The organism is Winogradskya humida, assembly GCF_016862215.1.
Taxonomy (GTDB): domain Bacteria; phylum Actinomycetota; class Actinomycetes; order Mycobacteriales; family Micromonosporaceae; genus Actinoplanes; species Actinoplanes humidus.
The window spans coordinates 14,193-30,187 of record NZ_BOMN01000015.1 but is presented as its reverse complement, the minus strand read 5'-3'; the positions used below and the strand labels follow the sequence as shown (position 1 = coordinate 30,187).

Here is a 15,995-nt window from a genome sequence, read left to right as displayed (position 1 = left end):
CCCGCTCTGCTGAAGCGACCCGCCCTGCTGAAGCGACCCGCCCTGCTGAAGCGACCCGCCCTGCTGAAGCGACCCGCCCTGCTGAAGCCGCTCGGCCTACCGGGGCCGCCGCAGAGGTTGCCCGGCCCGTCGGAGCCGTCCCTCCCGTTGTTGCGGGGACGCCGTCGGCCGCCGGGCAGCAGCCGAAGCCCCTCACCGGCAACCGGCCGGCGGAACAGCACCCGGTCCCCGCTGATGAGGGCGTGCGGGCTTCGGCGCCCAATCCCGATGGCGGCCCGGCGCAGGCTGCGGCCGGGGGTGACGAGAAGCCGCAGCGGACGTTCACGCCCGACTTTCTCACCGAGCTGTTCCGGAATCCGCTGGATCCCGGTTACGCGGACGCTGCGGCCCGGAAGGCCCGCGGTGACGGTCCGACCGGTGCGCGGAAGCGCATGCTGAGCGGGATCAGTGCGTTGACGCTCGTGGCGCTCGGGTTTCTGCTGGTGGTGGCTTATCGGCAGACGGTGGCGGATGAGCCGGCCCGGACGCAGGCGCGGGATGAGCTGATCGGGCAGGTGCAGAGCCGGCGGTCGGGGACCTCGGAGTTGCAGGCGCGGGCGGATCGGTTGCGCGGTGAGGTCGCTGATCTGCGGGAGCAGCAGCTGGGCGGGGCCGCGGTGGCCCGGATGCAGGAGCTGGAGGCCGAGACCGGGCTTGCCGCCGTGCGGGGGTCCGGGGCTCGGGTGACGGTGGGTGACGGGCCTACGCCGATCGATCCGGTGACCGGGGTTCGCAGCAGTGACGCGCGGGTGCGGGACACCGATCTGCAGCGGGCGACGAACGCGTTGTGGGCGGCGGGGGCGGAGGCGATCGCGATCAACGGGCAGCGGCTGACCGCGACGTCCACGATCCGGCAGGCGGGCGAGGCGATCCTGGTGGATTTCCGGCCGGTGACCACGCCCTATCAGATTGTCGCGATCGGGCCGGACGAGCTGGCCGCCGACTTCCGTAAGGGTGCGGGCGGGCAGTTCTTCAAGGCGCTGAATTCGCGGTACGGCATGTCGTACGACGTCGCGCCGGTGGGGGACGTCACGCTGGAGGCGGCCACGGAGCCGATTTTCCGGCAGGCCAGTCCTTCTACGCCGCCGCCGGCGAAGAGTCAGAGTCCCAAGATCACAACCTCCCCGTCGGAAGGCGGCAGATGATTCCGGTAGTCGCCCTGATCGCCGGTGTCGTTCTCGGCATCGTGTTCCATCCCACCGTGCCGCCCGCGTTGCAGCCCTATCTGCCGATTGCGGTCGTGGCGGCGCTGGACGCCGTCTTCGGCGGCGTGCGGGCGAAGCTCGACGGTATTTTCGACGACAAGCAGTTCGTGGTGTCGTTCATCGCGAACGTCCTGGTCGCCGGCGTGATCGTCTATCTGGGTGACCAGCTGGGCGTCGGCGGGCAGCTGTCCACCGGCGTCGTGGTCGTGCTCGGCGTGCGGATCTTCGGCAACGTCGCGGCGATCCGCCGGCACCTGTTCCGGGCGTGACGCGGATGACCGACAAAGATCACCGGCCCGACGACGAGGTCACGGCCCGGCTCATGCCCCCGGCCGACCAGGTCGAGCCCCGGCCGACGCCACCGGATGACGAGGTCACCGCGCGGCTCACGCCACCGGACGACAAGGTCAGCGGCCGGCTCACGCCAGCGGGCGGGAAGCCCCCGGAGACCCAGGACGGCGGCGCGGAAGGTCCGGCCGCTCCGGGCGTACCCGGAGAGTCACCTGAACCGGTGACGGACAGCAAGCGGAAGTTGTCGTCCGCGGGGGCCCTGATCGGGGTGTTGCTGGCTCTTTTCGGTTTCACCCTGGTGGTGCAGCTGCGCAGCAACGACGCGGATTCCGGGCTGGCCTCGGCCCGCCAGGAGGATCTGGTGCGGATCCTGTCCGACCTGGAGGCCCGTGACCAGCGGCTGCAGCAGGAGATCAACGGGCTCGAGGAGAGCCAGCGGCAGCTGACGTCCGGGGTCGCGGGGCGGCAGGCGGCGCTCGCCGAGGCCGACAAGCGGGCCGATGATCTCGGGTTGCTGTCCGGTACCCTGCCGGCGCGGGGTCCGGGGCTGGAGATCTCGGTCGATCCGGCCGGGCAGCCGATCAAGGCGTCGCAGATCCTCAACGCCGTGCAGGAGCTGCGCGGTGCCGGGGGTGAGGTGATGGAGCTCGTCGGGGACAACGGTGTCGCCGTGCGGATCGTCGCCTCGTCGTACTTCGTCGACGCCGAGGGCGGGGAGATCGTCGTCGACGGTAAGCGGCTCGCGGGCCCTTACACGCTCCGGGTGATCGGGGTGCCGTCGACCATGCAGACGGCGCTGGAGATCCCCGGTGGGGTGGTGGCGTCGGTGAAGCAGGCCGGCGGTAACGTGACCATGGAGCAACGTACGTCGGTCGAAGTGACCGCCGTGCGTCAGCCAGCCAGCCTGCAGTACGCGCGTCCGGTCTCCTGACTGGGCGCGCTTCTCAACGGAGGAACGAGTGATTCCCGAGGATCTGCGGTACACCGCCGAGCACGAATGGGTGTCCGGCGACGGAACCGGCCCCGTGCGGGTGGGCATCACCCACTTCGCGCAGGACGCGCTCGGTGACATCGTCTACGTGCAGCTGCCCGACGAGGGCACCGAGGTGCAGGCCGGTGACAGTCTCGGCGAGATCGAGTCGACCAAGAGCGTCTCGGAGATCTACGCGCCGATCGCCGGCACGATCGTGGCGCGCAACGCCACGCTGGGTGACGAGCCCGAGTTGATCAATGCCGAGCCGTATGCCGCGGGCTGGCTCGTGGAGATCGCCCCGGCGGACCCGTCGGCGCTGGACGCGCTGCTGGACGCCGCGGCGTACCAGGCATTGACCGAGGGCTGATCTTCCGGTCCTGAACTCCCCGCGCGTCCGGTTGCCCGGCTTTTCCGGTCTGACTAGGCTCGCGGGGCACCTGTAGAACCGTTATTACTTCGAAACCGATAGTCGTGCGGCCGGGCCTTCACGGGCAACGGCGGCGGAGGGCATGGCACGTCCGGACCCGAACGTCCGGCGGTGCGGGTCCGCTGTCGCCGGGCGACGACCGAAAAAGATCCGTGAGGTGGTCCATGACGCGCCCAGACGACGAGTTCCCCCCGCTCGACGTCACGTCCACGCTGAACCTCGGAGCGCTCGACGAGGTGCTCGAGGGACCCGACACCGACGTGGTACCGAGCCGGATGTCCGGTTCGCTGCCGCCCGGCATGGCCCTTCTGGTGGTGCGCCGCGGTCCTAACGCGGGTGCGCGCTTCCTGCTGGACCACGACGTGACCACGAGCGGGCGGCATCCCGACAGTGACATCTTCCTCGACGACGTGACGGTTTCGCGCCGGCACGCCGAGTTCCACCGCGACGGCGGGACCTTCACGGTCCGCGACGTCGGGTCGCTCAACGGGACGTACGTCAACCGGGAGCGGGTCGAGTCCGCGACCCTGAGCAACGGTGACGAGGTTCAGATCGGCAAGTTCCGCCTCGTCTTCATCGCCGGCCCGAGGCCGGAGGGCGAGGGCGGCCAGGCGTGAACCCGGCGGGGGCGGCCGCACACGACCCGGGCAGCCGCCCGGGTCGTGACGCTGCGCTGATGAGTATCGGGGAGGTGCTGGCCCAGCTGCGCACGGAGTTCCCCGACACGACGATCTCGAAGCTCCGGTTCCTCGAGGCGGAGGGGCTGGTCGATCCGCAGCGCACCGCCTCCGGCTACCGGAAGTACTCGTGGAACGACGTGGCCCGGCTGCGGTTCGTCCTGACCGCCCAGCGCGATCAGTATCTGCCGCTGCGGGTCATCCGCGAGCAGCTGGAGGCCCTGGAGCGGGGCGACGATCCGCTGGCCCGCCAGCGGCCGTCGCTGGTGGCGGTCGGCTCCGAACCGGAGGCGGCCGCACCGGAGACCACGGACAGCAGGGTCTCGCGTGACGACCTGATCGAGCGTACGGGCGCGGAGGAGCGGCTGCTCTCCGAGCTGGAGCAGATCGGCCTGGTCACGTCGCGCCCGCCCGGCTGGTACGACGGCGACGCGGTGGTGATCGTCGAGGCGGTGGTGGGCCTGACCCGCTACGGCCTGGAGGTCCGGCACCTGCGGGCGTTCCGCACCGGGGCCGACCGGGAGCTGGGGTTGTTCACGCAGCTGCTGGCGCCGCTGGTGCGGCAGCAGGACCCGGCGGCGCAGGCGCGGGCGGCCGAGACGGCCCGGGAGCTGCAGGCGTTGTCGCAACGGCTCCATTCCGCACTGGTACGCGCCGGGCTGCGCGACACACTGGGCCGATGATGCACGTTCGGGCGGAAATTTCGGTCGCGGATGGTTACGCCGAGCGCTGAACATCGGGCCACGAAGCTGATCTTCCTGGGGGCGTGGGCCTGTCACCAGGGGGATCTTCGCTTTAGGGCGCATGTGCCAGTGGTATCGGACACGGACCTCGTGTGGCGCTCGCCCCCCGGCGTCCGTGTACGGTGAGGACAAGGGCGGTAACGAAGCCTGACGATCATCGTCAACGATGATCGACGGGGCGGCAACGACGTGCGACACGGAGGCAGCGGTGCGCGAGCTGAGCGTGGTCGGGGTTCGGGTGGAGCTGCCCAGCAACCAGCCGATCGTCCTGCTCAGGGAGGTCGACGGCGATCGGTACCTGCCGATCTGGATCGGCGCGGTGGAGGCTACCGCCATCGCGTACGAGCAGCAGGGTGTCAAACCCGCACGCCCGTTGACCCATGATCTGCTCCGGGACATCCTCGCGGCGCTGCAGGCGCCGCTGAAGGCTGTGGAGATCACGGAGCTCAAGGAGAACGTGTTCTACGCCGATCTGCTGATCGGTGACAACCTGCGCGTGTCGGCGCGCCCGAGCGACTCGATCGCTCTGGCGTTGCGGGTGGGTGCCCCGATCCGCTGTGCCGACCAGGTGCTGACGGAGGCGGGCATCGTGATCCCGGACGAGCAGGAGGACGAGGTCGAGAAGTTCCGCGAGTTCCTCGACCAGGTCAGCCCGGAAGACTTCGCCAGCTGACCCGTCACACCTACGGTTGATCATCAGGAAACATCCCGCCGGCGGGTCCGGCGGGATGTTTTTGTTGCTGTGGCGGGGTATGCCGGCCGGGCCCCGGTCGTCCGTACGCGGCGTGTCGCGCCATTACCTCCCTGTTTCAGGCGACCCTGAGTTATAGGCTCGGCGGGTCACAGTGAAGCGGCACCGCGCAGCGGGGAGGTAGTCGCGTGCACGACGCAGATCCTCAGGAGGGTCCTCTCGTCGGCGAGGACGGCGAGGTCGGGTATCGCGGGGTCACCGCGTGCCAGGCGGTCGGCATCAGTTACCGCCAGCTCGACTACTGGGCCCGGACCACGCTCGTGGTCCCCAGCGTCCGTGACGCGTCCGGCTCCGGCACGCAGCGGCTCTACTCGTTCCGTGACCTGGTGGTGCTGAAGGTCGTCAAGCGGCTGCTCGACGCCGGGGTCTCGCTGCAGAACATCCGCAAGGCCATCGAGACGCTGCGCTCCCGCGGCGTCGACGACCTGGCCGGCATCACGCTCATCTCCGACGGCACCACGGTCTACGAGTGCCGTTCGCCGGAGGAGGTCGTCGATCTTCTCCAGGGCGGTCAGGGCGTCTTCGGCATCGCGATCGGCGGCGCCTTCAAGGAGATCCAGGGCTCCCTGTCCCACCTGCCCGCCGAGCCCGCCGCCACCCCGCAACCCGTCGGCACCGGCACCCCCGCCGAGACCGAGCCCGCCGCCGGTGACGAGCTGGCCGCCCGCCGCGCCCGCCGCCGCGCAGGCTGACTCCTGGTTTTGCCGGAACGGCAAGCTTCCTTGCCGTCCGGGCCGGCCCTGGCGCAGGCTGGGCGGTATGAGCGATGAGAGATCCTGGGACGCCCGTTACGCCGAGTCCGAGCGGGTCTGGAGCGGTGCGCCGAATGTCGTGCTGGTGCGCGAGGTCGCCGGGCTGACCCCGGGAACGGCCCTCGACCTGGGGTGCGGCGAGGGCGCCGACGCGGTCTGGCTGGCGGGCCAGGGCTGGACGGTGACCGCCGCCGACATCTCCGGTGTCGCTGTCGGCAAGGCGCGTGAGCACGCCGCGGCCGCCGGGGTGACGGTCGACTTCCAGCGCCACGACCTCGCGCGGACCTTCCCCGAGGGCAGCTTCGACCTGGTGTCGGCGCAGTTCCTCTATTCGTACGGGGACTTCCCGCGCGAGCATGTCCTGCGGCTCGCCGCCGCCGCGGTCGCCCCGGGTGGAGTGCTGCTCATCGAGGGCCACCAGGACCACGGGCCGTACGCGCACGACGGCGACGGTCACCCGCCCGTGCGGTTCGCGTCGCCGGACGAGGTGATCGAGGAGCTGCAGCTCGAACCGGGAGGCTGGGCGGTGCTGACCAACGCGGTGCACGACCGGATCCAGACCGGCCCGGACGGCGAGCCGGCGCACCGGACGGACAGCACGATCAAGCTCCGGCGCCGCACGGTAAATTCTGGGGGTGACTGATCCGTTCGAGGCCGCCGGGTCGCTGCGGGAGGCGTACCGGCGGGTCGACTGGGCGGCCACCCCGCTCGGCCCGCCGCACACGTGGAGCCCGGCGTTGCGCGGCGCGCTGGACCTCGCGCTCAACACGCGGTCCCCGGTGACCCTGTTCTGGGGCCCGGAGTACACGATGCTCTACAACGAGGCGTACGTCCCGATGATCGGGAAGAAGCACCCGCACGCGCTCGGCGCGCCCACCTCGGAGGTCTTCGCCGAGATCTGGGACACGATCGGGCCGATGCTGGAGTCGGTCTTCGCGGGGGAGGGCGCCACCTGGGCCGAGGACCTGCCGTTGCTGATGGACAGGCAGGGCTTCCTCGAGGAAACGTATTTCACGTTCTCCTACTCGCCGGTGCGGGGCCCCGACGGCGTCACCGAGGGCGCGATCGACATCGCCGCCGAGACCACCGGTCAGGTGATCGGCAGGCGGCGCCTCGAGCTGCTGAGCCGGCTCAACGACACGCTCGCGGACGTCGAGACCGTCGCCGAGCTGGTCGAGCACGCCCTGCCGGTGCTGCGGTCGGACCCCGACGACCTGCTCGACGTCGACATCCTGCCCGGCACGGCGCCCGAGGTGCCCGAGCTGCTGGACCGGGCGGTGCTGGTCGAGCAGACCGCGGCCGGTGCCCGCGCCTGGGTGCGGCTGACCGGGGTCGACGAGACACAGGCTGCGGCGGTGCTCTCCGCGCGGCTCAGCCCGCACCTGGCCGTCGACCCCGCGTACAAGGGATTCTTCCGCCTGATCGGCACCGCTCTGGCGCAGGGACTCAACCGCGCCCGGGCCCGGCAGGCGGAACGCCGGGTCAGCACCACCCAGCGTGAGCTGGCCGAGGCGTTGCAGCGCAGCCTGCTCGTGCCACCGGCCCACCGCGACGGCGTCCGCGTCGCGGTGCGCTACCAACCGGCGGCCGAGGGCGCCCGGATCGGCGGCGACTGGTACGACTCGTTCGTGCTGCCCAACGGCCGGTTCACCGTGGTGGTCGGTGACGTCACCGGGCACGACCGGTTCGCGGCGGCGGCGATGAGCCAGATCCGCAACCTGCTGCGCGGCATCTCGTACGCGATCCAGCGGCCGCCCTCCGAACTGCTCGTGGCCCTCGACGACGCCATGTCCGGGTTCGGCGTCGGCGTCCTCGCCACCGCGGTCGTCGCACAGCTCGGCGAGGACCGGGTGCTGCAGTGGTCGAACGCGGGTCACCCGCCGCCGGTGCTGCTGTCGCCGGACGGCTCGGTGCGGCTCCTCGAAGTCCGCGGCGAGACCCTGCTGGGCACCAGGCTCAAGCTCACGCGCACCGATCACCGGGTCGAGCTGGAGCCGGGCGCGAGCGTCGTGTTCTACACCGACGGGCTCGTCGAGCGGCGCGGCGGGAGCCTGGACGACGGGCTCGCGGAGCTGACCGCGGTGCTGGAGGGCAACGGGCACCTGGACGCCGAAGAGCTGTGCGACCTGCTGCTCTCGCACTTCCTGGGCGCCACCGAGGACGACGTCGTGCTCACGGTGCTGCGCGCAGAAGCCTGAGCAGCAGGGCGAGGGCCGGCCAGGTCGCCCGCCCGCGCCGGGTCACCGCGTAACAGCGCAGGACGATCGCCGGGTCGGTGAGCGGCACCATGCGTACGCCCGGCTGCAGCGCGAGTCCCTCGGGCAGCAGCGCCACGCCCAGCCCGGCCACGATGAGATCCTGCACCAGGTCGAGGCTGTCCGCTTTGTGCGAGAAGCGCGGGCTGAACCCCTCCAGGCCGGCGACCGCGCGCACGACGTCCTCGTCGGCGGTGTTGCGCGAGTTCACGATCCAGTCGGCGTCCCGGGCCCTGCCGAAAACGTCAACATCGGATTCTGCGGGTACGCCCAGAGCCCACCTCTTCTGCCACAGCGGCACCACGTCCAGCGACGGATCCGGCGTCACGGGTGCCAGGTTGTAGTCGTAGACCAGCGCGAGGTCGACGGCGTCCGCGGCGAGCAGCTCGTACGCCTCGAAAGGCTCGTGCTCGGCGATCAGTAGCCGCACCCGGGGGTGGTCACGGGCCAGCACGGCGGTGATCGGGATCAGCGCCCGGCGTACAGCGGACGCGAACCCCGCCACCCGCAACTGCCCGGCGGGCTCCCCACCCGGGTCGAGATCGAGCCGGGCAGCCTCGACAGCGGCCAGGATCGTGACCGCGTGCGCCGCCAGCCGCCGCCCCGCCGGAGTGAGCCGCACCCGCCGCCCGTCCGGCTCGGTCAGCGCCGTCCCCGCCTCCCGCGTCAGCACGGCCAGCTGCTGCGACACCGTGGACGTGGTGATGTGCATCTCGTCGGCGACCTCGCGCATCGACCCGAGCCGGGACAGTTCGAGCAGTAGCCGCAGCCGGCGCGTGTCCATACCCTCATTGTTCGACAAACCCGAACGGTATGTCCACGAATATCACGTGGACGCGAACGGTTCCCCGGTCGTGTACTGGGCCCATGCGTAGCGATGCCCGTACCGGAACAGCCCTGGCCCTGGCCTCGATGCTGTTCGTCCAGCTCGGTCTCGCCGTCGCCGTGCACCTCATCGACGCCGTCGGTGCGCTCGGCGCGGCCTGGCTCCGGCTGGCCTGGGGCGGCGTGATCATGGTTGTGCTGTTCCGCCCCAGTATGCGCAGCTTCACCCGTTCCGGGCTGGTCGGCGCGGTGGCCCTCGGCGTGGTCACCGCCGGGACGACCATGCTGTTCATGCAGGCGGTGGCCCGGCTTCCGCTGGGTACGGCCAGCGCGCTGGAATTCCTCGGCCCGCTCGGCGTCGCGGTGGCCCGGGCAGGCTCGGGCTCGCGCGTCTGGCCCGCCCTCGCGGCGGGTGGCGTCGTGCTGCTCACCGAGCCGTGGCACGGCGGGATCGACCCGGCCGGCGCGGCGTTCGCCCTGGCCGCGGCGCTGTGCTGGGCGGCGTACATCCTGCTCACCCAGCGCGTCGGCGACCAGGTCGAAGGCCTCGCCGGGCTCGGCGTCTCCATGGCCGTGGCGGGCCTGACGGCGACACTGGTCGCCGCCCCGTCGGTCGCACCACTGCTGACCTGGCATCTGGTGCTCGCCGGGCTCGGCCTCGCCGTGCTCCTGCCCGTCGTCCCGTTCCTGCTGGAATTCCTCGCCCTGCGCCGCCTGACGACCGCCGCGTTCGGGACGCTGATGAGCCTCGAACCCGCGTACGCGCTGATCATCGGTCTGCTCGTCCTGGGTCAGGTCCCGGGAGCGGCGGCGGTCGCGGGCATCGCCCTGGTCGTCACCGCGGGCGTCGGCGCCTCCCGTGCAGGCGCCCGCCCGGCACCGCCGCCGTCACGGGTTCTTGAGGGCACCGGCGTGCACGGCCCAGTTTGAGCCGATCGCGCTCGGCATGGTCGGCGACGCCAGCAGCAGCACCGCCCGGGCGATCTCGTCCGGCTCGATGAGCTCACCGGTCAGCATCCCGTTCTGCCCCGGCATCGCCTTCACCATGTCGGCATGGTCAAGCCCGAAATGCGCCGCCACCTGCGCGGCGTAACCGCCCTCACCCTCCATGAGAGGGGTACGCGTCCCGGACGGCGTGACCACGTTGACGCGTACGCCGTCAGCGGCGACCTTCTCCGCCAGCCCGCGGGAAAACGTGTCGAGAGCACCCTTCGCGGTCGCGTACGGCAGCGGCACCCCCATCGGCCGCCGCGCGGAATCGGAACTGATGTTCACCACAGCGCCACGGGCCCGGAGCAGCGCGGGCAGGGCCGCCCGGGTGACGCGCACGGCGGCGAACAGATTCAACGCGAACACGTCATCCCAGTCGTCATCCGAGCCGTCGAGCGGATCGCCGAACGACCCCTCGCTCACGGTGCCCCCGCCCGCGTTGTTGACCAGCACGTCGATCCGGTCACCGGCCGCTTCGACAGCGCGGCGCGGCCCGTCCGGCACAGACAGGTCAGCGGCCACGAAAGCCGCCCCGGTCGCCTCGAGCTCAGGGGTGCTCCTGCGGGACACGGCGACAACATCGGCACCCTCGGCGCGGAACGCCCGCACAACCGCGAGCCCGATTCCCTTACTCGCCCCGGTCACGAGGACACGCTTACCGGCAAGGTCCAGATCCATGATGGTTCTCCGTTCAAGTTTGATCGCTGACCCGGCAAGTGCAACACCCATGTCCTGACTAAGTCAATAAGTGAGTCACTGTTGTCTCATTTGCTCGATCGGTACGCTGGGGGCATGAGCGCACCCACCCGTCCGGAAAAGGTTCGCGCGGACGCGGTGCGCAGCACGGCCCGGATCCTGGAGGCGGCCGAGGACGTCCTCGCCGTCGACCCGAACGCCTCGCTGGAGAAGATCGCCGACGCGGCCGGGCTCGCCCGCGCGACCGTCCACCGCCGGTTCGCGTCCCGCAAGGCGCTCCTGGAGGCCCTCGACGTCGCGCTCAACGAGCGTTATCTGGCCGGGCTCCAGCAGGCCCGGGTGTCAACGGCCCCGCCGCTGGCCGCGCTGTACCGGCTGATCGAGATCACCTTCGAGATCAAGATCCGTCACCGGCCCGTCGTCGACATCAGCCAGGGCCCCGGCCAGGAGGTCCTGAACGGCCTCGACCTGCTCTTCACCCGCCTGCACGACGCCGGCGTCATCACGGCTTCCGGGCCGGTGTGGTGCCGGACGGTCTTCCTGGCCCTGCTGACCGAGGTCCACCTGCTACCCGCCGACGCACCCGAGCTCGCCCCCGCGGGCAACAACCCGCCCGACGACATCGGCGCCCGCTCCGACCTGCTCCTGCGCACCGTGATCGGCGCCCTCGGTGGCAGCACCGGTCCTGAGCTGCTGGGGTAGGGCGGCCGGGCACCACCCCCGTGTGTGGTGCCCGGCCGGGGATCAGCGGGGGGACCAGCCGTCGCGGTAGGTGACGGCGGGGGAGTGTTGTGCGGGGCGTTCGGTCAGGACGCAGATGTCTTCGCCGGGCCACCACCAGCCGGTGGAGCGGGCCAGGGTGGCCCAGTCGTCGAGGCGGGTGGCGGCCCGGGGCGGATACGTGGCGAGGCCGAGGCGGCGCAGGGTGTCGTAGTAGGCGAGCCAGGAGGCGTCCTGCTGGCCGTACCAGCAGACCGGGACGTGGTCCGGGCGGCCGAGGGCGGCCCTGACCGGCACGGCGATCTCGGCGATCAGGGACTGCCAGAGCGATTCGCGTACGCCTCGGCGCAGCACCACCCGTAATGGCACTCCGGCCTGGAGGGCCTGTTCGGGTGGGAGGTCCGGCCAGTCACGTCCGGTCTTCGGGGCCCTGTCCGTCTTCGGGGCACTGTCCGTCTTTGAAGCCCCGTCGGTCTTTGAGGCACGGTCGGGCTTGCTGCGCCGGGGGGCGTCGAGGTCCGGGTGGTCGGCCGCGTCGTCGAGGGCTGCCATCATCGCCGACCAGCCGGCGGCGATGTCGACGGCGATCGGCGGGCGGCCCGGGGGCTCCTTGGGCTGCAGCCAGCGCCGCAGATCATGGTGGCCGGGGACGCCCGTGACGTGGGCGAACGCCTGCTTCGGCGAGTCGGCCCAGAGGAACTGCGGGCGGGGACGGCCGTGGCTACCGTACAAGCGGGAAATGACGGCTTCGGCTGCGGGACGGTCCGACGGCTCGGTGGCGAGTCCCACCTCGAGCCATTCCTGCCGGACGGCGGTTGCCTGATGCCAGTGGTCCAGGGCGGCGACCTTGCGCCGCACCGGGGCGGTCATCGACCGGGGGCGCGCACGCCCTTTCGCATAACGTCAATCATGCGCAGAACAATGGACCATCGCCCGCCGCGGCGCAACCCCGTTCCCGTCCTCTATGGTCATCGACGGTGAACACCTTGAAGGCGGCATGGCCCCTCGGAGCCCTGCTGATCGTGACGTTCGCGCTGGATCTCGAGTCCGGCAGCGGGCTCGAGCTCGTCCGGCTGTGGTGGACGACACCGGGTGTCGCGCTGCTGGCGGCCGCGGCCCTCACCGCGCCGTGGCGGCCGTTGCTCGCCGGCGCAGGCGCGATCGCTGTTCTCGCCGGGTGGTCGCTCGTCGCGCGGATCGCCGGTGGCGAGTTGATGCCGGTGCTCGGGCCGCTGTCCATGACCGAGGTCGTGGCGCTCATGGCCGTGATCGCCGCTGTCGTGCGGTTGCTCGCCCCCGGGACAGCCGCTGCCGTGGTGGCGGGCCTGCTCGCCGGATGTGTGGTGGCGCAGGTGCTGCGGCCGTCGCACCTGACGCCGGATCCCGATCCGCTGCGGAATCTCGTGGTGCCTGCCGCCCTCGCCCTCGGTCTCGCCGTCGGCGCGGGCTGGTACCTGCGGGGACGCGACGCCGCGCGGGACCGGGCGACCGGGGCCGCCGTGGCCGCGGCGCAGCAGCGGGAGCGGCTGAACCTTGCCCGGGAATTGCATGACGTGGTCGCGCACCACGTCGGTGGGATGGTCGTGCAGGCCCAGGCGGCACAGGCGGTGGCGGGCAGGGACGCGGGTGCGGCCGGGCGGGTGCTGCCGCTCATCGAGGGTGCCGGCGCCGAGGCGCTGTCGGCGATGCGGCGGATGGTCACCGTGCTGCGCGACGCGGAACCGGCCGGCGCCCCGGCGCCGGTGCGGACCGCGGATCTGGCCGCCGACCTGCGGGCTGTCACGACGGCGCCCGCGCAGGGCATCCCGATCCGGTTGCGGGTGGCGCTGTCCGAGCCGGTGCCGGGCGAGGTGTCGGCGTCGGTGCTGCGCCTCGTCCAGGAGTCGGTGACGAACGCGCGCCGCTACGCCACCGGTGCCGGGCAGATCGTGGTGGAGGTCAGGACCGGGCCCGGGACCGTACGGGTACGCGTCACCGACGACGGGCGCCCGGCCGCCGGGCCGGAGCGGCACGGCGGCGGGTTCGGGCTGATCGGGATGCGGGAACGCGTCCATCTGCTCGGCGGATCCTTCTCCGCCGGGCGCCTCACGGACCGCGGCTGGCAGGTCTCGGCCGAGGTGCCGCTGCGGACGGGGGAGAAGTAGCGTGCGGGTCCTCATCGCCGACGACCAGGAGCTGCTGCGGGCTGGATTCCGCATGATCCTGGAGGCCGAGCCCGGCATCACCGTGGTGGCCACCGTCGCGGACGGGGCCGCCGCGCTCGACGCGGCCCGGCGGCTGCGCCCGGACGTGTGCCTCGTGGACATCCGGATGCCGCTGGTCGACGGGCTCGAGGTGACCCGGCAGCTCGCCGGTCCCGGCGTCCCCGATCCGATCGCCGTCGTGGTCATCACCATGTTCGACCTCGACGAATACGTCGACACCGCGCTGCGCCACGGCGCGAGCGGGTTCCTGCTCAAGGACTGCGGGCCCGCGCTGCTCGTCGAGGCCGTCCGCGCCGCCGTCCGGGGCGACGCCCTGGTCGCGCCGCAGGTGACGGTCCGGCTGTTGAAGCACTTCCGGGCAGCCGCGGCGGCGGGCGTGCCGGCGCACACGCTGACGGCCCGGGAGCTCGACGTCGTCCGGGCCGTGGCGCAGGGGCACACCAACCATGAGATCGCCGCCGCGCTGTTCCTGTCGGTGTCCACGGTGAAGACCCATCTCGGCGCCGCGCAGGCCAAGCTCGGTGTCCGCAACCGCGTCGAGATCGCCTCCTGGGCATGGCGGGCGGGACTGGCCGGTCTCTGACTTTCGGCCGAGGTGCGGGGGCGGATCTCGTTCCGGAGCCGACCCCGCACGAGCCCGCGGACCGACGACGTGACGGCCGGCGACCGCCATATTCGGTGACATGAATCCGGAACTCCCGCGGGCGCGGCAGCGTGTCGTCGCCCTGGACGCCCTGCGCGGCTTCGCCCTCTGCGGCATCCTGCTGGTCAACCTGCCCTGGCAGATCATCACCGTGGACATGCCCTACGGCCCGCCGGCCGGTGGCATGTACCCGATCGCCGAGGTCCTCGAATACACGGTCTCCGGCCGGTTCTTCCCGATCTTCAGCTTCCTGTTCGGCGTGAGCTTCGCCCTGTTCCTCGACTCGGCGGCGATCAGGGCGCGGCATCCGCGGGTCGTTCTGCTGCGCCGGCTGCTCGTGCTGGGCGTTCTCGGCGCGGTCCATCAGCTGGTGCATCACGGCGAGGCGCTGCTGCCGTACGCCATCGTCGGTCTTCTGGTCCTGATGCCCGCGTCCTGGCTGCCGCGCTGGGCCCTGGGCCCCGCGGCGGGTCTCGCGATCGCCGGCGGCGTGGTGCTGGGCGGGGGGATCGTGCTCATCCCCGGGATGTTCCTGCTCGGACTGGCAGCGGTCCGCTACGGCGGCATCGACACCCTCGACGCACGGCGTAGACGGCTCATGGTGCTGTTCGTGGTCGCCGCCGTCGCGATCGTCCCCGCGTCGGTGTGGCAGCACCAATCACCTGACGGGGAGGGCGCCGCGGTCGCCGGTCTGGTCGGCGCGGTCCTCTACAGCACCGCCCTGCTGCTCCTGCTCGGCAGCCGGGCGGGTGTTCTGCCGGGCCGGATCCTGGCGCCGCTCGGCCGGATGGCCCTGACGAACTACGTCGGGGCCACCCTGATCGTCATCGCCACGGCGCCGCTGCTGGGCCTGCATCACTCCAGCGCGTACGGCAGGATGCTCGCCCTCGCCGCGGTGATCCTGGCCGCCCAAGCCTGGTTCAGCGGCTACTGGCTGGCCAGGCACCGCTACGGACCGCTCGAAGGGGTGTGGCGCCGGCTGACCTGGTGGTCCCGTCAGGAGACGCCGCGGTCCGCGGCGGGCACCTTGTCGTCGTAGGCGCCCGGCTTGCCCGCGTACCGCTCGCCGTCGAGGTACGGCCAGGGGTTCGCGGTGCAGCCGTGCAGGCCGAGGGTCTGCTGCTGCATCACCGGGGCCGGGTCGCCGCGGCCCCCGCAGAGTTCGTGGCCGTGGCCGAGGCGGTGGCCGACCTCGTGGTTGACCATGTACTGGCGGTACGTCGCCAGCGATGCCCCGAAGTCCGGGACGCCCTTCACCCAGCGGGCGACGTTCAGGACGACCTTGTCGCCGTTGCGGCAGGACGTGTACGAGTCCAGACCGCTCTCGCACAGCCGGTCGCGGGTCAGCGGGGTGGCGAGGTAGATCGTGAAGTCGTACGCGTCGCCGGGGCCGACCCTCCGCAGGCGCAGGGTGCCACCCGCCGTCCAGCCGCGCGGGTCGTTGAGCGTGGTGGCGACGGCGTCGGCGAATCCGCGTACGTTCAGGCCCTTGATGTCCGATTCGACCACCACCCGGTAGCGGAGCAGCGTGCCCTTGTCACCACCGGTGTTCCCGGCGGCCGGGGCCGTGCGCCACCTCGCGTCGCCCTGCGCGGGGTAGGTGATCGTCTCGGGCCGGGGCCGGACCTGCTTGGCCGGGGCATGCGCCGGGGACTTCGCCGCGTGGCTCACCGCCGGCATCGCCGAGGTGACCTGGGGCAGGGCGCCGCACGCCGCCAGGCCCAGGCCGCCGGCCACCGCGGTGGTCAGCGCCGCGGTGGCGACGCGCGTAACTCCCACACTGTTCCATCGGCTGGGGCGCCGA

At 71.8% G+C, this 15,995-nt stretch carries 19 protein-coding genes; 15 read left to right on the top strand and 4 right to left on the bottom strand.

Annotation, left to right across the window (positions count from 1 at the left end; translation table 11 throughout):
- The first annotated feature begins 242 nt into the window (after positions 1–242).
- From Ahu01nite_RS06395 to Ahu01nite_RS06350, 10 genes are all read left to right on the top strand, one after another.
- Positions 243–1,184 (top strand): DUF881 domain-containing protein, encoded by a 942-nt coding sequence (locus Ahu01nite_RS06395; RefSeq protein ID WP_203835466.1) that lies wholly within the window; start codon positions 243–245, stop codon positions 1,182–1,184.
- Complete coding sequence (locus Ahu01nite_RS06390) at positions 1,181–1,513, top strand: small basic family protein (RefSeq protein ID WP_203835465.1); 333 nt, start codon at positions 1,181–1,183, stop codon at positions 1,511–1,513. The genes Ahu01nite_RS06395 and Ahu01nite_RS06390 overlap by 4 nt, the downstream gene beginning before the upstream one ends.
- A gap of 5 nt (positions 1,514–1,518) precedes the next feature.
- Positions 1,519–2,466 (top strand): DUF881 domain-containing protein, encoded by a 948-nt coding sequence (locus Ahu01nite_RS06385; RefSeq protein ID WP_239158664.1) that lies wholly within the window; start codon positions 1,519–1,521, stop codon positions 2,464–2,466.
- A 28-nt stretch (positions 2,467–2,494) separates the two neighbouring features.
- Positions 2,495–2,875 (top strand): glycine cleavage system protein GcvH, encoded by a 381-nt coding sequence (gene gcvH, locus Ahu01nite_RS06380; protein ID WP_203835464.1) that lies wholly within the window; start codon positions 2,495–2,497, stop codon positions 2,873–2,875.
- A 224-nt stretch (positions 2,876–3,099) separates the two neighbouring features.
- Positions 3,100–3,552, top strand: coding sequence for an oxoglutarate dehydrogenase inhibitor Odhl (gene odhI / locus Ahu01nite_RS06375; RefSeq protein ID WP_203835463.1), 453 nt, complete (start codon positions 3,100–3,102; stop codon positions 3,550–3,552).
- 59 nt (positions 3,553–3,611) lie between these two features.
- Positions 3,612–4,295, top strand: a complete 684-nt coding sequence (gene ftsR / locus Ahu01nite_RS06370) for a transcriptional regulator FtsR (RefSeq protein WP_239158663.1) — start codon at positions 3,612–3,614, stop codon at positions 4,293–4,295.
- Between the two features lie 268 nt (positions 4,296–4,563).
- On the top strand, positions 4,564–5,028 hold the full coding sequence (locus Ahu01nite_RS06365) for a bifunctional nuclease family protein (protein ID WP_203835470.1): 465 nt from the start codon (positions 4,564–4,566) through the stop codon (positions 5,026–5,028).
- Positions 5,029–5,234: 206 nt separating this feature from the next.
- On the top strand, positions 5,235–5,798 hold the full coding sequence (locus Ahu01nite_RS06360; RefSeq protein WP_203835461.1) for a MerR family transcriptional regulator: 564 nt from the start codon (positions 5,235–5,237) through the stop codon (positions 5,796–5,798).
- A 67-nt stretch (positions 5,799–5,865) separates the two neighbouring features.
- Positions 5,866–6,501 carry a class I SAM-dependent methyltransferase gene (locus Ahu01nite_RS06355; protein ID WP_203835460.1) on the top strand — a complete coding sequence of 212 codons (636 nt, stop codon included), beginning with the start codon at positions 5,866–5,868 and terminating at the stop codon, positions 6,499–6,501.
- Entirely contained in the window at positions 6,494–8,056 is a 1,563-nt protein-coding gene (locus Ahu01nite_RS06350) for a PP2C family protein-serine/threonine phosphatase (RefSeq protein WP_203835459.1), read from the top strand. The genes Ahu01nite_RS06355 and Ahu01nite_RS06350 overlap by 8 nt, the downstream gene beginning before the upstream one ends.
- Here the strand turns inward: Ahu01nite_RS06350 and Ahu01nite_RS06345 are convergent.
- On the bottom strand, positions 8,031–8,897 hold the full coding sequence (locus Ahu01nite_RS06345) for a LysR family transcriptional regulator (protein ID WP_203835458.1): 867 nt from the start codon (positions 8,895–8,897) through the stop codon (positions 8,031–8,033). The two genes, Ahu01nite_RS06350 and Ahu01nite_RS06345, sit on opposite strands and share 26 nt — an antisense overlap.
- Positions 8,898–8,980: 83 nt before the next feature.
- On the opposite strand from Ahu01nite_RS06345, the gene Ahu01nite_RS06340 reads away from it, so the two are divergent.
- The gene (locus tag Ahu01nite_RS06340) at positions 8,981–9,868 is read left to right on the top strand and encodes an EamA family transporter (protein ID WP_203835457.1); all 888 of its coding nucleotides are present in this window, start codon (positions 8,981–8,983) and stop codon (positions 9,866–9,868) included.
- Here Ahu01nite_RS06340 and Ahu01nite_RS06335 read toward each other — a convergent pair.
- Positions 9,827–10,606, bottom strand: a complete 780-nt coding sequence (locus tag Ahu01nite_RS06335) for an SDR family NAD(P)-dependent oxidoreductase (RefSeq protein ID WP_203835456.1) — start codon at positions 10,604–10,606, stop codon at positions 9,827–9,829. The two genes, Ahu01nite_RS06340 and Ahu01nite_RS06335, sit on opposite strands and share 42 nt — an antisense overlap.
- Before the next feature lie 114 nt (positions 10,607–10,720).
- Between Ahu01nite_RS06335 and Ahu01nite_RS06330 the strand changes: the two genes are divergently transcribed.
- On the top strand, positions 10,721–11,326 hold the full coding sequence (locus Ahu01nite_RS06330; protein WP_203835455.1) for a TetR/AcrR family transcriptional regulator: 606 nt from the start codon (positions 10,721–10,723) through the stop codon (positions 11,324–11,326).
- 42 nt (positions 11,327–11,368) lie between these two features.
- Here the strand turns inward: Ahu01nite_RS06330 and Ahu01nite_RS06325 are convergent, their stop codons facing one another.
- Positions 11,369–12,214, bottom strand: coding sequence for a DUF6745 domain-containing protein (locus Ahu01nite_RS06325; RefSeq protein WP_203835454.1), 846 nt, complete (start codon positions 12,212–12,214; stop codon positions 11,369–11,371).
- Positions 12,215–12,321: 107 nt separating this feature from the next.
- On the opposite strand from Ahu01nite_RS06325, the gene Ahu01nite_RS06320 reads away from it, so the two are divergent.
- From Ahu01nite_RS06320 to Ahu01nite_RS06310, 3 genes are all read left to right on the top strand, one after another.
- Positions 12,322–13,488 (top strand): sensor histidine kinase, encoded by a 1,167-nt coding sequence (locus Ahu01nite_RS06320; RefSeq protein ID WP_203835453.1) that lies wholly within the window; start codon positions 12,322–12,324, stop codon positions 13,486–13,488.
- A gap of 1 nt (position 13,489) precedes the next feature.
- Positions 13,490–14,131, top strand: coding sequence for a response regulator (locus tag Ahu01nite_RS06315; RefSeq protein WP_275411712.1), 642 nt, complete (start codon positions 13,490–13,492; stop codon positions 14,129–14,131).
- Between the two features lie 100 nt (positions 14,132–14,231).
- Complete coding sequence (locus tag Ahu01nite_RS06310; RefSeq protein ID WP_203835452.1) at positions 14,232–15,230, top strand: DUF418 domain-containing protein; 999 nt, start codon at positions 14,232–14,234, stop codon at positions 15,228–15,230.
- Here Ahu01nite_RS06310 and Ahu01nite_RS06305 read toward each other — a convergent pair.
- A complete protein-coding gene (locus Ahu01nite_RS06305) occupies positions 15,188–15,970 on the bottom strand; it encodes a DUF3152 domain-containing protein (protein ID WP_239158662.1) in 783 nt (260 codons plus the stop codon). The genes Ahu01nite_RS06310 and Ahu01nite_RS06305 overlap by 43 nt on opposite strands.
- Between the last annotated feature and the right edge of the window lie 25 nt (positions 15,971–15,995).

What these genes read in the sequence shown, in the direction of transcription:
- Ahu01nite_RS06390 (WP_203835465.1), top strand. Translation starts at nt 1,181, where the DNA reads ATGATTCCGGTAGTCGCCCTGATCGCCGGTGTCGTTCTCGGCATCGTG.
- Ahu01nite_RS06385 (WP_239158664.1), top strand. Translation starts at nt 1,519, where the DNA reads ATGACCGACAAAGATCACCGGCCCGACGACGAGGTCACGGCCCGGCTC.
- odhI (WP_203835463.1), top strand. Translation starts at nt 3,100, where the DNA reads ATGACGCGCCCAGACGACGAGTTCCCCCCGCTCGACGTCACGTCCACG.
- ftsR (WP_239158663.1), top strand. Translation starts at nt 3,612, where the DNA reads ATGAGTATCGGGGAGGTGCTGGCCCAGCTGCGCACGGAGTTCCCCGAC.
- Ahu01nite_RS06355 (WP_203835460.1), top strand. Translation starts at nt 5,866, where the DNA reads ATGAGCGATGAGAGATCCTGGGACGCCCGTTACGCCGAGTCCGAGCGG.
- Ahu01nite_RS06345 (WP_203835458.1), bottom strand. Translation starts at nt 8,897, where the DNA reads ATGGACACGCGCCGGCTGCGGCTACTGCTCGAACTGTCCCGGCTCGGG.
- Ahu01nite_RS06340 (WP_203835457.1), top strand. Translation starts at nt 8,981, where the DNA reads ATGCGTAGCGATGCCCGTACCGGAACAGCCCTGGCCCTGGCCTCGATG.
- Ahu01nite_RS06335 (WP_203835456.1), bottom strand. Translation starts at nt 10,606, where the DNA reads ATGGATCTGGACCTTGCCGGTAAGCGTGTCCTCGTGACCGGGGCGAGT.
- Ahu01nite_RS06330 (WP_203835455.1), top strand. Translation starts at nt 10,721, where the DNA reads ATGAGCGCACCCACCCGTCCGGAAAAGGTTCGCGCGGACGCGGTGCGC.
- Ahu01nite_RS06325 (WP_203835454.1), bottom strand. Translation starts at nt 12,214, where the DNA reads ATGACCGCCCCGGTGCGGCGCAAGGTCGCCGCCCTGGACCACTGGCAT.
- Ahu01nite_RS06310 (WP_203835452.1), top strand. Translation starts at nt 14,232, where the DNA reads ATGAATCCGGAACTCCCGCGGGCGCGGCAGCGTGTCGTCGCCCTGGAC.